The 16408-nt window shown below is 34.7% G+C and carries 12 protein-coding genes; 10 read left to right on the top strand and 2 right to left on the bottom strand.

Annotation, left to right across the window (positions count from 1 at the left end; all coding sequences use genetic code 11):
* Positions 1-112: 112 nt before the first annotated feature.
* The 10 genes from HM990_RS04390 to HM990_RS04430 all read left to right on the top strand — a co-directional run bounded on the left by HM990_RS04390 (position 113) and on the right by HM990_RS04430 (position 14087).
* A complete protein-coding gene (locus HM990_RS04390; protein WP_178991822.1) occupies positions 113-1693 on the top strand; it encodes a glycerol-3-phosphate dehydrogenase/oxidase in 1581 nt (526 codons plus the stop codon).
* A gap of 54 nt (positions 1694-1747) precedes the next feature.
* Positions 1748-3244 carry a glycerol kinase GlpK gene (gene glpK / locus HM990_RS04395; protein ID WP_178987777.1) on the top strand — a complete coding sequence of 499 codons (1497 nt, stop codon included), beginning with the start codon at positions 1748-1750 and terminating at the stop codon, positions 3242-3244.
* A 221-nt stretch (positions 3245-3465) separates the two neighbouring features.
* Positions 3466-4194, top strand: coding sequence for an MIP/aquaporin family protein (locus HM990_RS04400; RefSeq protein ID WP_178987778.1), 729 nt, complete (start codon positions 3466-3468; stop codon positions 4192-4194).
* A 134-nt stretch (positions 4195-4328) separates the two neighbouring features.
* A complete protein-coding gene (locus tag HM990_RS04405; protein ID WP_229719363.1) occupies positions 4329-7094 on the top strand; it encodes a helix-turn-helix domain-containing protein in 2766 nt (921 codons plus the stop codon).
* A gap of 376 nt (positions 7095-7470) precedes the next feature.
* The gene (locus HM990_RS04410; RefSeq protein WP_178987780.1) at positions 7471-10470 is read left to right on the top strand and encodes a SusC/RagA family TonB-linked outer membrane protein; all 3000 of its coding nucleotides are present in this window, start codon (positions 7471-7473) and stop codon (positions 10468-10470) included.
* A gap of 20 nt (positions 10471-10490) precedes the next feature.
* Positions 10491-12095, top strand: coding sequence for a RagB/SusD family nutrient uptake outer membrane protein (locus tag HM990_RS04415; RefSeq protein ID WP_178987781.1), 1605 nt, complete (start codon positions 10491-10493; stop codon positions 12093-12095).
* 84 nt (positions 12096-12179) lie between these two features.
* The gene (locus tag HM990_RS04420) at positions 12180-13028 is read left to right on the top strand and encodes a glycerophosphodiester phosphodiesterase (RefSeq protein ID WP_229719364.1); all 849 of its coding nucleotides are present in this window, start codon (positions 12180-12182) and stop codon (positions 13026-13028) included.
* Positions 13029-13126: 98 nt separating this feature from the next.
* Complete coding sequence (locus HM990_RS19795) at positions 13127-13510, top strand: endonuclease/exonuclease/phosphatase family protein (protein WP_229719365.1); 384 nt, start codon at positions 13127-13129, stop codon at positions 13508-13510.
* A gap of 24 nt (positions 13511-13534) precedes the next feature.
* Positions 13535-13921, top strand: coding sequence for an endonuclease/exonuclease/phosphatase family protein (locus tag HM990_RS19800; protein ID WP_229719366.1), 387 nt, complete (start codon positions 13535-13537; stop codon positions 13919-13921).
* A gap of 10 nt (positions 13922-13931) precedes the next feature.
* The gene (locus tag HM990_RS04430) at positions 13932-14087 is read left to right on the top strand and encodes a hypothetical protein (protein WP_178987782.1); all 156 of its coding nucleotides are present in this window, start codon (positions 13932-13934) and stop codon (positions 14085-14087) included.
* A gap of 81 nt (positions 14088-14168) precedes the next feature.
* Here HM990_RS04430 and HM990_RS04435 read toward each other — a convergent pair whose 3' ends face one another.
* Complete coding sequence (locus tag HM990_RS04435) at positions 14169-14399, bottom strand: (4Fe-4S)-binding protein (protein WP_178987783.1); 231 nt, start codon at positions 14397-14399, stop codon at positions 14169-14171.
* Positions 14400-14539: 140 nt separating this feature from the next.
* Positions 14540-16129 (bottom strand): peptide chain release factor 3, encoded by a 1590-nt coding sequence (locus HM990_RS04440; RefSeq protein WP_178987784.1) that lies wholly within the window; start codon positions 16127-16129, stop codon positions 14540-14542.
* Between the last annotated feature and the right edge of the window lie 279 nt (positions 16130-16408).

Genomic DNA, 16408 nt, shown 5'->3' on the forward strand with positions numbered 1-16408 from the left:
AAAACGAAAGTAAATGAAGTGTATTTTTTATAAAAACTTCATATTTAGCGAAATAATAGTTTCGTTTTATTTCGTATTTGATTTATTTTTATATATTTGACAATCAATTGAAATAAATAAAAGCATTTTGTTTAAAAGAGAAACCTTAATAAGTCAATTAAAGTCCACAAAAAATTGGGATGTCATTATCATTGGAGGAGGAGCAACAGGATTGGGAGTGGCATTGGATTGTACGACTAGAGGTTACAAAACACTGCTTCTGGAGCAGGTTGATTTTGCCAAGGGAACATCGAGTAGAAGTACAAAATTAGTGCATGGAGGCGTAAGATACTTAGCGCAAGGAAATATTGATTTAGTGCGTGAAGCCTTGTACGAAAGAGGCCTGATGTTGAAAAATGCATCACATTTAGTGAGTAACCAATCGTTTATTATTCCGAATTACAGATGGTGGGATAATTTTTTCTATACGGTTGGAATGAAAGTCTATGACTTTTTAGCAGGGAAATTAAGTTTCGGAAAATCGGTCAGAATAAAGAAAAGTGAAACTATTTCTAGATTGTCGACATTAAAAACTGATAAATTAAAAGGTGGTGTTGTTTATCATGATGGTCAGTTTGATGATTCAAGATTAGCTGTCAATATCGCTCAGACATGTATTGAGAATGATGCAACGGTTCTAAATCACTTCGAGGTGAAAAACCTACAGAAGGATGATAAAGGGCTTGTAAATGGTGTTGTAGCTATTGATAGGGAATCCAATACTGAATATACTTTAAATGCTAAAGCAGTCATAAATGCAACTGGTGTGTTTTCAGATGAAATATTGCAAATGGATGATGCTACGGCTGAAAATAGTATTCGTCCAAGTCAAGGTATTCATTTGGTTTTTGATAAATCATTTTTACCAGGAAACGATGCCATTATGATTCCCAAAACAGATGATGGCCGTGTATTGTTTTTAGTGCCTTGGCATAATAGGGTTGTGGTTGGTACAACAGATACGTTGTTAGATAGTCATAGTTTAGAACCAAAACCTTTGGATAAGGAAATTGATTTTGTATTGGAAACTGCAAACAGATATCTGAACAAAAAAGCGGTTAAAGCTGACGTGTTAAGCATTTATGCAGGACTTAGGCCGTTAGCCGCACCAAAAGATAAATCCGAAAAAACCAAAGAAATTTCACGAAGTCATAAGATCATAGTTTCAGATTCTGAATTAATTACGATCACAGGAGGAAAATGGACCACCTACAGAAGAATGGCCCAAGATACTGTGAATAAAATGATTGCAATGAACAAGCTGCCTGATGCCAATTGTAAAACCCAGGATCTTTTGATTCATGGATCAAATGGAAGTGTAGATCGTACGAACCACCTTTACGTTTATGGTACAGATCAAAAAGGGATTGCAGCGTTGGTAAAGGAGAATCCTGTTTTAGGCGAAAAGTTACATGCGAGACTGGAGTTTACAAAAGCTGAAGTCATTTGGGCTGTGCGACACGAAATGGCCAGAAGTATAGAGGATGTTTTGGCAAGACGTGTGCGTATTTTGTTTTTAGATGCGAAAGCGGCCGTGGAAATTACACCAATGGTAGGCGAGTTATTAAGAGCCGAATTAAACCAAACTATCGATTGGCGAGCAGAACAAATATCAAATTTTATTGAGATTGCCGATCAATATATATTAAAATAAACTAATTTTTACCGAACGTCTACTTCGGCAAAAGTAACATATAAACAACAAAATATGGGGAAATATATCCTATCCTTAGATCAGGGAACGACAAGTTCTAGAGCTATTGTTTTCGATAAAAACGGTAATATCATATCTCAAGCCCAAAAAGAGTTTACGCAGCATTTTCCCAAATCGGGTTGGGTAGAACACGATCCCAGGGAAATTTGGTCTTCACAAGCTGGTGTAGCTGCGGAAGCCATTGCTAGTAAAGGACTAAATGTGGAAAATATCGCAGCTATAGGAATCACTAATCAGCGCGAAACTGTAGTAGTTTGGGATAAAAATACAGGAGAACCCGTTTACAACGCCATTGTTTGGCAAGACAAAAGAACCTCTGATTACTGCGATCAACTTAAAAAGGAGGGAAAAGCACAAATGATCAAAGAAAAAACAGGATTGGTCATTGATTCCTATTTTTCTGGAACTAAAGTAAAATGGATTCTCGATAATGTGGAAGGTGCCAGAAAAAAAGCAGAAGCTGGAGATTTAATTTTGGGAACTATAGACAGTTGGTTGGTCTGGAATTTTACCAAAGGCAAACAGCACATTACTGATGTAACCAATGCGTCAAGAACCTTGATGTTTAACATCAATACCATGGAATGGGACGATGAATTATTAGGGTTGTTGACGATTCCCGAAAGTATGTTACCGGAAGTGAAGGCCTCAAGTGAAGTTTATGGTCATACAACGTCCACTTTTTATGATACTAAAATTCCAATTGCAGGTATCGCTGGCGATCAACAAGCGGCTTTATTTGGACAAATGTGTACTAAACCCGGAATGGTTAAAAACACCTACGGCACAGGTTGCTTTATGTTGATGAACATTGGCGAAAAACCGATCGTATCCAAGAATAATTTATTGACTACAGTGGCTTGGCAAATCAACGGTAAAACAACTTATGCTCTAGAAGGAAGTGTTTTTATAGCAGGAGCCGTTGTACAATGGTTGCGGGATAGTCTGAAAATCATAAGAAATTCTTCCGATGTTGAAGCTTTGGCTTCGTCAGTTGAACATACAGACGGTGTATATTTTGTACCGGCTTTTGCAGGTCTTGGAGCACCACATTGGAACCAGCATGCAAAAGGCACCATGTTCGGCTTGACAAGAGGAAGTACAGATGCGCATATCGCAAGAGCGGCATTGGAATCTATTGCATTCCAGACCATGGATATTTTAAAAGCGATGGAAGCGGATTCTGGTTTATCAATTAAAGAATTACGTGTCGATGGAGGTGCAACAATTAATAATATGTTGATGCAGTTTCAGTCCGATGTTTTAAATACCGAGACCATTCGGCCAAAAGTTGTGGAGACTACGGCGATGGGAGCAGCATTTTTAGCTGGTCTGGCAGTTGGCTATTGGGATAATCCTGAAGAAATTCAGGATATCTGGCAAACGGATAAAACCTTTAGCCCAATGAAAGATAGGACAGAAATAAAAACACATATCAAAGGTTGGTATAGAGCGATTGACGCTTTGGAATATTGGACAAAAAATGTGTGATGTTTTGTGTGTGAAATTTAAAACCACGTCTTAAGGCGATTTTGAAAGATTTTATTGGTCATCACTGCTTTTTGCAGATAGCAATTTAGTCTTGATTCTATTGTCTAAAAGCGACTTGTGCTGAACTTGATTCAGTAAGCGGTCTTTTCACTAATAACAAAATTTAATACTCTGTTTAACTTAGAATTTGTAATTAAATATAATCAACAACGTAAAAAGATATGACACCATTTATAGCAGAAATTATTGGCACAGCGATTTTAATTTTACTCGGTGGAGGCGTTGTTGCCAATGTTGTGCTCAATAAAACCATAGGAAATAACAGCGGTTGGATTGTGATTACAACAGGTTGGGCATTGGCGGTTTACGTAGCCGTCGTTATTGCTGGCCCACATAGTGGCGCACATATCAATCCTGCGGTTACAGTGGCCTTAGCTGTTGCAGGTAAATTTCCTTGGACTGATGTACCGTTGTTTGTGTTAGCCCAAATGATTGGAGCAATGATTGGATCAACAACAGTTTGGTTAACCTATAGAAATCACTTTGAAGAAACGGAAGATGGAGATTCTAAAAAAGCAGTCTTCTGTACGGCTCCAGCCATAAGGAATACATTTTCAAACTTTTTTAGTGAAATGCTAGGAACGTTTGTTTTGTTGTTCACGATTTTCTATTTTACAGATGCCAGTATCAATGAAACGGAAACCGTTATTGGTTTAGGTTCTTTAGGTGCTTTGCCTGTGGCGTTCTTGGTGTGGTCTATTGGTTTGTCTCTTGGTGGTACAACTGGTTATGCCATTAATCCTGCAAGGGATTTAGGGCCACGAATTATGCATGCAATTTTACCTATAAAAAATAAAGCTAATAGTGATTGGGCTTATGCTTGGATACCAGTTGTAGGGCCACTGGTGGGAGGCGCACTGGCGGCTTTTTTAATGATGGCTTTGTTGTAAAAATTAGTTATATTTTGTTTAGATTTGAGAATGTCAACTCTTAAAGGGTTGGCATTTTCTGTATTCATTTTTTAATTCCATTTTATAATTATTTCCTTAAGTGAAAAAGACATAATACTAACTTTATGAAATTAATGAAAAATATTCTGCTCTTATTAAGTGTGTCTTTAGTCTTGATTTTGAACAGTCAAGAGTTGCCGCCTATACAAACTTATACAGCGTTTGATTATGGTGGCGAGAATCAAAACTGGATGATTTCCCAAGATTCCAAAGGTTATATTTATGTTGCTAATAATTTAGGCCTGTTAGAATTTAACGGTTCTGATTGGATGCCTTATCGATCTCCCAATAATACGGTCCTTAGAGCTGTTAAGGTTATTGATGATAGAATATATTCCGGGTGTTATGAAGAATTTGGCTATTGGAAGCGCAATGATTTAGGAATTTTGGACTACTATTCTTTAATCCCTAAGTTGGGCGAGAAAATATTAAGTGAAGATCAAATTTGGGATATATTAAGTTATGAGGAATGGGTGTTGTTTCAAGCTGGTCATGCACTATACTTTTACAACAAAACTTCTGAGACTTTTAAAACTATAAATTCCGAGAACATAATTTACAAAGTTTTTAATGTCAACAATCAAATTTACTACCATGTGGCTAATGAAGGCATTTATGTCTTAGAAGGCGGTCAGCCAAAATTAGTAATTAATGATCGTATTGTTTTGGAGGATAGAGTTATAGATGTTTTTATGCATAATGAAAAGCTGATTATTTTATCACGTAATTCAGGGTTTTTTCAGTTTGATGATGATAAGTTAAGCGAATGGAATGTGTCTTCAAATAAAAGGCTGAAGGAATTAAATGTGTTTAGCAATATTCAACTAAACGATCAAAGTTTTGTTTTAGGGACAATTTCCGATGGGTTAATTAAAATTAATACAAGAGGAGAAATTGAATATGAAATAAATCAAAAAAATGGATTAGCTAATAATACGGTTCTATCTCTTTTTGAAGACCATGAAAACAACGTATGGACAGGTTTGGATAATGGAATAAACTGCATCAATGTGAATTCGTCAATAAAAACATTTATAGACTATTATGGAAATATTGGTACGGTTTATACGACACTAATTTTTAACAATTATCTCTATGTTGGTACAAATCAAGGTTTGTTTTATAGGGCATTAGATTCGAAAAATCAAGATTTTAGTTTTGTAAAAGGTACAGCGGGCCAGGTTTGGAGTCTTTATAATGATAACAATGAAAACTTATTTTGTGGGCATCACTTAGGAACTTTTATTGTTGAGGTGGACGTTGCAAAAAGTATCAGTACTATTTTAGGGGCTTGGAATTTTAAAAAAATACCAAATCACGACGATCTTTTGCTCCAAGGGAATTACGACGGCTTGTATGTGCTTCAAAAGAAAAACAACTCTTGGGATGTGCGCAATAAAATTGAAGGTTTTAAAAATTCGTCACGTTTTTTCGAAATCAACGACTGGAATCAAATCTTGGTAAATAATGAATACAAAGGTGTTTTTGTAATTCAGTTAGATAGTACGTTGCATGAGGTTGTAGATATAAAACGCCAATTGGAATTAAGATTAGGAAAGAATTCGGGATTAATTAGTTACAAAGGCCATATTTTATATACGTCTGAGGATGGTGTGTTTGATTATAATAAAAACGATGGAAAATTTGAAAAAAACAATGAGTTAAGTGAAAAAGTTTCGCCGTACGAATCTGCAAAAATGGTAGTAGATCAAAAGGGGAAGCTCTGGTTGTTTTCAGATCAAAACATAAGTTTTATTGATAATGACAATCTTACCAATAAACCCGAACTAACAACGATTTCGATTCCTTCAAAATTGAGAAAAGGGGTGCTTGGTTTTGAGAATATTCAGCATATTGAAAAAGACAAATATGTTATTGGAACTTCTTATGGATATTTAACCTTGAATGCATCGCAGATAACAAATGAATCTGATTATTTTATTTATCTCAATGCAGTGAAAATTACGGATCAAAATGATAATGTCAGAATGTTACCTATTCAAGACAAGGGAGATTTTGAACACAAACATGGCGCATTGTTTTTTGAATATTCGGTGCCGGAATACAATAAATTTCTGGATGTCAATTATCAGTACAAGTTAAATGGCGAGATGGAACGGTGGAGCTCATGGTCTGGGCGCTCAAGTGTTCAATTCGAAAATCTTTCTTTTGGCGAATATAACTTGGAAATTAGAGCCAAAGTCGGAAATCAGCAAACAAGAAATATAGTATATTACCAATTTACAATTGACAGGCCTTGGTATATCACAAATCTAGCTATAATAGTGTATCTATTAATCGTTTTAGCCATTGGCATTTTTGTGCATAAAGCCTATAAATTTTACTACAACCGAATTATAAGACATGAGCATCTTAAGAATGAAAGACAGATTATACAAGTTAAAAATGAAAAATTAAATCAGGACATTGAAGGGAAAAATAGGGAGTTGGCTATTTCTACTATGAGCATTATCAAAAAAAATGAAATGCTTCGTAAAATAAAAAAGGAATTAAAGAAGGCTAAAAATAAATCGGATATTGGAAGTGCTGTTGAGTTAATAGATGATAATTTGAACAATACTAAAGATTGGAAATTCTTCAAAGAAGCTTTCAACAATGCCGATAAAGATTTTATGGATAAAATTAAAGCTGAACATCCAGAATTAACACCCAACGATTTGAAATTTTGCGCCTATTTAAGGTTGAATTTATCCTCTAAGGAAATGGCGCCACTGCTTAATATATCTATAAAAAGTGTGGAAACTAAACGTTATCGATTGCGCAAAAAATTACAATTACATCACGATGATAGCTTAGTTAATTATATCTTAAAATTCTAATACCTCGACAATCACATTTTCTACCTAGACATTGCCACGACAAGCTATTTAAGATGGCCTATATTAAGAATTTGTTAAGAAAAATGATGCACTTAATAAAGCTAGTGTTTATAGACTTTACGAGAACAGTAATAGAATATTTTTTTGTTAAAATTTATGATGTCGGTTTTTTATCGAGGTGATTATTGTGGAATTAACAATTTATTGGGTTTAAATTTACAATATCATAAAATTGGAAGTCTAAAGTAAATTTAGGTATTATCTAATTTTGGAAACTAAATAATTAATCAAATCAATATTTATGAAATTAAAATTTCAAAGATCAAGAATTGAAATATTCTTTTGTCTCTTTCTATTGTGTAGCTCTTTTTCCCTTATGGCTCAGACCACAGTAACAGGGAAAGTGATTTCTGCTTCAGATAACATGCCCTTGCCTGGCGCATCTGTTGTGGAGAAAGGAACATCTAATGGAACGCAAACGGATTTCGATGGCGCATTTACTTTAGATGTAGTAAATGAGTCTGCTGTTTTAGTGGTATCTTATGTGGGCTTTAAAACTCAAGAGGTGCCTTTTGCTTCAAATGAAATTACTGTGACATTGGAAGATGATAGTGCATTGAGTGAGGTAGTTGTTGTAGGTTATGGTACACAGAAGAAAAGCGATATCGTAAATGCTGTAGCTTCGGTGGATATGGAAGATGCGGTTTTAACTCCTACTTCAGATGTAAATGAGATGTTACGTGGTAGGATCCCTGGTTTACAAGTTAATGTTGGAGGTGGAACACTAAGGCCAGGTGGTACTTCGGACATTATTTTTAGAGGGCAAGGTTCTATTGAAGGTAATGTAAGTGCAATCTACGTTGTAGATGGAATTATTAGAGAAGACGGTATTGAGGATATTGACGCAGACGATATAAAATCTGTTGAATTTTTGAAAGATGCCTCTGCTCAGGCTATTTATGGTTCTAGAGGTGCTAATGGTGTGGTTTTAATAACTACTAAACGCGGTTCTGTTGGTAAAGTTAGTGTTAGCTATCATGGCTTTCTAACAACAAAAACGATTGAGAGAAATTTCGATGTTTATAGTGGGCAAGAATTTGCGCAGTTAAGAAGAGAGGCTTTTAGGTCAACAAGAAACGACGACAGTTATGCTGATGATGTTATTGATAATGTATTCTCAGAGGTTGAATATGATAACCTAATCAACAATCGTTTCGTGGATTGGGAAGAAGAATTATTGAGAAACGGTGTGGTGAATAGTCAAGCGATTAGTATAAGTGGTGGTACAGAAATGACTAAGGTTTTTGGTAGTATAAACTATTTTAAAGAAGATGGTCTTATTCCTACCTCTAGTTATACAAGAAAAACGTTACGTTTAAATGTAGATCAAAAAATATCGGATAAGTTTTCTGTTAATTTTGATTTGAATTTATTAAATGATGATACAAATAGAGCAGCAAATGTTAATGTTATTACCTTCTCACCGTTAGGAACTGCTTATAATGAAGACGGCAGTCTAACGCGTTTTCCAAGTGGTGAAGAATCATCACCTGTAAATCCTATATGGAATTTACGTGAGCAATCTAACAAAGAAAAAGGAAATGACTATGTCATTAATGTAACTCCAATATGGCAAATTACAAAAGATTTACAATATCAATTTAAGGCAAATTTTACTAGAAGAACCTCAGAAAGGGGACAATATCAATCGTCTTTAAGTAGTGCGGGTGATGATGTTAGAGGTATTGCAAGAATTGATAATCAATTAAGAGAGTCTCATCTGTTGGAAAATATCCTAACGTATGATAAAGCTATTAATGAAAATAATAGATTAAATGTAACCTTAGTGCAATCCTCCCAAGAAAACGAATTCTCTAGAACATTTACACAAGGTGAAGGGTTCTTAAATGAAGATTTGGGTTATAATGGAATTGCTAGTGCAACGGGTCGGGTAACTGTAGAACGCGATGGAGACAAATTTCGATATTTAGGATATATGGCTAGAGCACGATATACTTTACTAAATAGATATACACTTGAGGGTATTATTAGAGCTGATGGAGCTTCATTAAATGGAGAAGGTAACGAATGGAGTTATAATCCAGCAGGTTCTTTTGCTTGGAAAATACATAATGAAAGCTTTTTAGAAGATGTAAATTCTATACAAGAATTAAAGGTTAGAGCAAGTTATGGGTCTTTGGTTAACGATTTAGGGCGTGCTTATACATCGCTATTTACAGCAGATTTTCAACCGTATATTTTTGATGAAGAATCTGCCTCAGGATATTCTCCTTCAACTATTTTACCTAATCCTAATTTAAAATTCGAAAGAATTACGACCTTAAACCTTGGGTTGGATTTTTCGATATTCAATAGAATATTAACAGGTAACATAAATTGGTATGATGCAAGAACTACTGATTTATTGTTAAGAAGAGGTGTGCCACCAGTCACAGGATATACATCAACATTCTTTAATGCTGGTGAATTGCAAAATACAGGTATCGAAATTGGCTTAACTGCAAATATTATCAATACAGAAGATTTTAAATGGTCTGTTTCTACCAATTGGTCTAATAACAGAAACGAATTATTAGAACTGTATAATGACGGGAATGGTGATGCCATTACAGAAGATAATTCATTTAATTATTATGTTGGTCAGCCAGTTGGTGTTATTTATCAATATGCATTTGACGGGATATGGCAAGAAGGGGAAGATTATGCAAATTCACCTCAGGCGAATCCAGAATCGGTAAATACGCAAGATAACTTGAGACCTGGTGACATTAGAATAAAGGATGTTAACGGTGTTGATGATGAAGGCAATACAATACCTGGTCCAGATGGAAAAATAACTCCTGAAGATCGTGTGTTTATCGACCCTAATCCAGATTGGTTTGGTTCACTATCTACAACAATTGCTTATAAAGGTTTTGATTTATTTGTAGATTTTTATGCTGTGGAAGGGGCAACAAAAATTAATCCATTTTTAAATGAGTACAACAATGGTGGTACGTTAAGAGGAGATTTAAATGGTGTTAAAGTAGATTATTACACACCAGAAAATCCATCAACCACATTTCCGCGTCCTAATAAAGATTCTGCCGATCAATACTTAAATTCAATGGCAGTTAAAGATGCTTCTTACATTAGGTTAAGAACGGTAAGTTTGGGATATACCTTAGCAGAAAAGTTTACGTCTAAGTTAAATTTTGAGCAGATTAGGTTATATGCTACCGCAACAAATGTATTTACAAATACAGATTATATTGGGTATAGTCCAGAGGTAAACATAAGATCTACCTTTTCTAATGCTGATACAGGTTATCCAGATGCCAAAGCATTCACATTTGGAATAAGAATTAAATTTTAATTAAAAAAAAGAATAGTATTATGAAAACGAAGTTTTTTTATTCAAAAATAAAAAGTGGCTTACTGCTTGCCATGGCGTTTTGCTTTATTGTAACTTCCTGTGAAGATTATTTAGAGGAACAACCAAGTACGCTAATTGATGCAGATTATATTTATACCACTGAAGCCGGTTTAAAGACTGGTGTAACGAGTTTGTATAAATTTGAAAGAGATCGCTATGACAACGGCACTGAAGATTATATGGGAGCAGTTCTTATGTCCTCAAGAGGAGATTTAACATTTTCAAGATCTGGTTACACGGGATTAATGGGAAGATATGAAAGAGGTACGTCTCCAGTAGATCAAGGAACCAATTTTGCGTCTTCATTATTTTGGAAGCATTATTACAATATTGCGAATAAGGCTACTGCTTTAATAAATGCAGCTGAAACTTTAGAGGGATTGGATGACGATGTAAGGGCGCAAGTTTTATCTGAAGCAAGATTTTTTAGGGCACATTCTTATTTTTACCTTTATAGAATGTATAATAATATTTATGTTACTACAGAAACTATAACTCCTGATAATGCTTTCGATGTTATTAACGATAAATCATCTGAACAAGAAATTTTTACACTTATTAATAGTGATTTAAACTATGCTATTGAGAATTTAGACTGGACAGATACTTTTGGTCGTGTTACAAAAGGAACGGCAAAACATGTAAAGGCCAAAGTAGCAATGTGGCAAGGGAATTGGACAGAAGCAAAAAACCAAGCGGTATCTTTAATAGACGAAGGGCCTCATGGTTTAGTAGGTTCTACTGCAGACGTTTTTGCAGGTGATAGAAATAATTCTGAATCATTATTTGTTATACAGTCTAAAGATGATCTTGGTGGTGGTGGTACTACTATGATGAATGCGAATTATGTCACCCAATATTTTCAGATTGCTGGAATAGAGGCGAATAATGAGCAAGGCGGTAGAGGCTTTTCTAGAATTTTACCAAATTTATATTTATTAGACCTTTTAGCCGAAGATCCTAATGATACTAGAGATGATGATACTTATTTTAGATTAAAGTATTATTACACTTCAGGTGATAGAGCTGGTGAAGAAGTAGATAACTATGCTCCAATAACGGATTTAGATAATCCAAGCGGCAACTACACATCTTATTATCAAAGAATGCACCCATCCTGTATCAAATTTGCGCAAGATGATGGTGATCCGAATTCTTATTTAATTAGAGGTAACATTACTGTTTATAGATTGGCGGAAACTTATTTAATCGCTGCAGAAGCTATTATGAGATCTTCAGGTGATCCTTTACCTTATATTAATGCAGTTAGAACACGTGCAGGTGCCGATCCAGTTTCTTCAGTGAATCAACAAACAATCTTAGATGAGCGTGCTAGGGAATTGGCTTTTGAAGGGCAGCGTTGGTTTACCTTAAAAAGAATGGGGCAAAGTGTTATTGATTTTCAAATTACCAACTATGCAGGTGATGGTGAATATTTTCCTAACAACTTAGGAACAAGAGATCCTAGAGAGAACTGGATGTCTCATTTTATCAATTGGCCAATATCTCAAAACGATTTAGACCTTTTAGGACCTGATTACCCTCAGAATGATGGTTATAATTAATAATTATTTGAATTAGTCTTTTTATAATAACATTGGGCAAGTTCGCTTGCCCTTTTGTTTTCCTTTTCATTAAACACCTTACTTATGCGTTATGTAATTATGTTAATATGCTGTCTTGGTCTTGTGTCTTGCAATTCAAACTCTCAAGAAAAAAACGATACGACCGAAACAACAAAAGCCATCCCAACTACAGCCATGGAACCTAAAATTGCCTTTGCTGATAATCCAGTAATTGCACACCGAGGTGCATGGAAAGCTAAAGGTTTACCGAAAAATTCTATTGCGGCATTAAAAGAAGCCATTGACTTAAAATGTACTGGTTCTGAATTTGATGTACGAATGACTTCAGATGAAGTACTGATTGTTACACACGATGGCGATTTTGGCGGTCTCGTGATAGACTCTACGACATACGAGGAACTTGCCAAACATAAATTACCAAATGGGGAAACATTACCGACATTAAAGGATTTTATTAAAGCAGGAATGACGAATAATTCATCTACGGGCTTAGTATGTGAGATAAAGCCTTCGAAAATTGAAGGTCGCAATAAGCTCATGGCAGAAAAAACTGTTGCTCTCGTAAAAGAGTTAAAGGCGGAAGCCTATGTATCTTATTATATCAGTTTTAGTTATGAATTGATTAAGCGTATAAAAGAAATAAATGCAGAGGCCAAAGTTTTATATCTCGATGGTTCAAAAACACCTCAAGAGCTAAAAAATGATAACATTACAGGTTTGGATTATTTAGTTTGGAAACTGAGACAAAAACCAGAATGGATTACAGAAGCGAAGGACTTAGGTCTTAAATTGAATGCTTGGACGGCGAATAAGCAAGAGGATATTGACTGGTTATTAGCTCAAGATTTTGATTATATAACTACGGACGAGCCTGAATTGGCTTTTGAGAGATTTAAAGCAACCTCTAATTAGGCAATAAAGATTTTTTATAAGTAAACCACGTGAAATTAGTTCAGTTATGTATAATGTGTTTTTTCCTTCTCGGTTGTAAAACTGAAAAAGAAAATACAATGGACAAGAATTCAAATTCTAGCTTCAAGGTAATGACCTATAATATTCGGTTGGATACAGCGTCGGATGGTGAAAACGCTTGGCCAAATCGAAGTGACTTTTTAAGCGATCAAATTTTATTTTTAAGCCCAGATGTTTTTGGCGTACAAGAGGCGCTTCCCAATCAAATTGAAGATTTGAATTTAGCCTTGCCAGATTATAATTTTATCGGAGAAGGTAGAGGTGGTAATGGCGAAGGAGAACACGCTGCCTTATATTACAATTCGAAACATGTTTATGTAGAAAAACATCACACCTTTTGGTTGTCGAAGACACCAGAAAAAGTCTCTAAAGATTGGGATGCTGCCTATCCAAGAGTTTGCACCTACGGTTTGTTCTCCTAAAAATCGGATGATCAAAAATTTTGGGTGTTCAACACGCATTTGGATCATGTTGGTAAAGAATCTCGAATAGAAAGTATGAAGCTCATTCTTCAAAAAATTACTTCAGAAAATACCGAAAATTACCCTGTAATACTTATGGGAGATTTTAATGTTGAACCTAATAGTGATGTGATATCTAACGTATCAAAAGTTATGTTAGACTCAAAACAAATAGCAGAGGTAGAATTTGGATCTGATGGAACCTTCAACGGTTTCAATTATAATGAACCTGTAACCCGACGAATCGATTATATTTTCGTTTCTAAATCCCCTAACTTAAAAGTTCGGAAATATGCTGTTTTATCGAGCGCCATAGATTTTAAGTTTCCATCAGACCATTTTCCTGTTTATGTAGAAATTGAATTGGAATAATTATTGAACTATGAAAATAACTAAAAGAACCCTTTTAATTGGAGTTGTTTGTATAAAAATTGTGGTCATTCTTATGGCTACCTGCAGACCTTCAATTGACGAAAATAATCAAAATAATGAAACTAAACTTTCAGAAAAAAGAACAACGGTAACCAACAATAAATAGATAAAAAAACTCATCTTGATGCTTTTATATAGACTAAAAAGCATCAAGATGAGTTTTTTATTAGCGTTTTGCTAAACTAACTTAAGCAACATCTTTTTTATTCAAATGATATTGCAATGCTCCCGAAGGGCATTTTTTAATCTGATTAATAATAACATCAGTTTGTGCGCCTTCTAAATCAATCCATGGAATCACAGATCTTCTAAAAACATTAGATAATTGTCTTGCACAAAGTTCTGCATTTGCACAGCAGCGAGGATTGTAGGTAACGGTAATTTCAGCGTTACTGAAAACGTTTGCGTTATTTTCCATAATAAGTAGATTAGTTTGGGGTTAATCGTATTTTGAAAGTATTAAATCATTAGGAATTAAAACTATAAAATCGATTAAAAGCAATAAATATCGTTAATAAGTATAAATATGAAGTATTATTCATATAATTTAAAATTTGATTATTCAAATTCTGAAGTCATATGAAACGTAATACTAGGGTATTTTTGTTGTGACATTTGTAATGAGAACATACTATCTGCCAAAAACACCAATTGATTGTGTTTGTCCCTTGCCAAATAACGTTGTTTAACTCTCAAGAATTCTTTAAACTCTTCACTTTTTTCGTTATCGGTTTTAATCCAGCAAGCTTTATGGACATTAAGGTTTTCGTAAGTGCATTTTGCGCCATATTCATGTTCCAATCGGTATTGGATGACTTCATATTGCAGCGCACCGACAGTTCCAATAACTTTTCGACCATTAAAATCTAGTGTAAATAATTGGGCGACGCCTTCATCCATTAACTGGTCTATACCTTTGTATAGTTGTTTCGCCTTCATTGGGTCCGCATTATTGATATATCTAAAATGTTCTGGCGAAAAACTAGGCACGCCTTTATAGTTCAATATTTCCCCTTCGGTTAAGGTATCACCAATTTTAAAACTTCCAGTATCTTGAAGGCCAACAATATCGCCAGGATAAGAAACATCTACAATTTCTTTCTTTTCGGCAAAGAAGGCATTCGGACTGGAAAATTTTAGCTTTTTATCATGTCTTACATGTAAATATGGTGAATTACGTTTAAATTCTCCAGATACAATTTTTACAAAAGCCAATCTATTTCTGTGGTTAGGATCCATATTGGCATGAATTTTAAACACGAAGCCACTAAACTTCTTTTCATCAGGTTTCACTAGGCGTTCTTCACTTTGTTTGGGTCTCGGTTTTGGGGCTATTTCAACAAAGCAATCCAATAACTCCCGAACACCGAAATTATTTAATGCTGAACCAAAAAATACAGGTTGTTGGTTGCCATTGAGATAGTCTTCCTTATTAAATTGAGGATAAATCCCATCAACCAACTCTATTTCCTCTCGTAAAGTATCTGCCGCTTTTTCGCCGACCAATTTATCCAATTCAGGTGACGATAAATCTGAGATTTCGATAGTTTCTTCAATATCTTTTCTGCTATCTCCAGAAAATAAGTTGACGTTTTTTTCCCAGATGTTGTATATACCTTTAAAGTCGTAGCCCATTCCAATAGGGAAACTTAACGGTACGACCTTTAAACCCAATTTTTGTTCAATCTCATCTAAAAGGTCGAAGGCATCTTTACCTTCCCGATCCATTTTATTAATAAAGACAATGATAGGAATGTTTCGCATCCTACAAACTTCAACTAACTTTTCTGTTTGCTCTTCGACACCTTTGGCGACATCTATAACAACAATCACACTATCTACGGCTGTTAAAGTTCTAAACGTGTCTTCGGCAAAATCTTTGTGGCCTGGTGTATCTAAAATGTTAATCTTTATACCGTTATATTCAAAAGCCAAGACAGATGTTGCTACAGAAATTCCACGTTGACGCTCAATTTCCATAAAGTCACTTGTGGCACCTTTCTTTATTTTATTACTTTTTACAGCACCAGCTTCTTGTATGGCACCACCGAACAATAATAGTTTTTCGGTAAGCGTGGTTTTACCTGCATCTGGATGTGAGATGATCCCAAAGGTGCGTCGTCTGTTTATTTCTTTTAAAAAACTCATATTCTAATTGAACCCATTTTGTGTTTTGAATTTTTTATACAAATTGCCTCAAAAGTTCGGGCAAATGGCAAAAAATCATTGTGTCAAGATAAACGATTGCAAATATAGTTGTATTAATATATTTATGGGCATAAAGAAAAACCAAAAGTGTTCTTATGTCCGTAAGTAGGCAAAAGATGTTAAATATTTCGTAATTTTAGCCCAATAAATGTAACGGGATTAATTTTCCGAAGTTGATTAATAGCTAATCACTTCACAATAAATAATGCATTTACTTAA

This window comes from Winogradskyella schleiferi, assembly GCF_013394655.1.
Lineage (GTDB): Bacteria > Bacteroidota > Bacteroidia > Flavobacteriales > Flavobacteriaceae > Winogradskyella > Winogradskyella schleiferi.

Excerpts from the sequence above, each read along its gene's own strand:
- glpK (WP_178987777.1), top strand. The coding sequence starts at position 1,748 with ATGGGGAAATATATCCTATCCTTAGATCAGGGAACGACAAGTTCTAGA.
- HM990_RS04400 (WP_178987778.1), top strand. The coding sequence starts at position 3,466 with ATGACACCATTTATAGCAGAAATTATTGGCACAGCGATTTTAATTTTA.
- HM990_RS04405 (WP_229719363.1), top strand. The coding sequence starts at position 4,329 with ATGAAAAATATTCTGCTCTTATTAAGTGTGTCTTTAGTCTTGATTTTG.
- HM990_RS04410 (WP_178987780.1), top strand. The coding sequence starts at position 7,471 with ATGGCTCAGACCACAGTAACAGGGAAAGTGATTTCTGCTTCAGATAAC.
- HM990_RS04415 (WP_178987781.1), top strand. The coding sequence starts at position 10,491 with ATGAAAACGAAGTTTTTTTATTCAAAAATAAAAAGTGGCTTACTGCTT.
- HM990_RS04420 (WP_229719364.1), top strand. The coding sequence starts at position 12,180 with ATGCGTTATGTAATTATGTTAATATGCTGTCTTGGTCTTGTGTCTTGC.
- HM990_RS19795 (WP_229719365.1), top strand. The coding sequence starts at position 13,127 with ATGGACAAGAATTCAAATTCTAGCTTCAAGGTAATGACCTATAATATT.
- HM990_RS04430 (WP_178987782.1), top strand. The coding sequence starts at position 13,932 with ATGAAAATAACTAAAAGAACCCTTTTAATTGGAGTTGTTTGTATAAAA.
- HM990_RS04435 (WP_178987783.1), bottom strand. The coding sequence starts at position 14,399 with ATGGAAAATAACGCAAACGTTTTCAGTAACGCTGAAATTACCGTTACC.
- HM990_RS04440 (WP_178987784.1), bottom strand. The coding sequence starts at position 16,129 with ATGAGTTTTTTAAAAGAAATAAACAGACGACGCACCTTTGGGATCATC.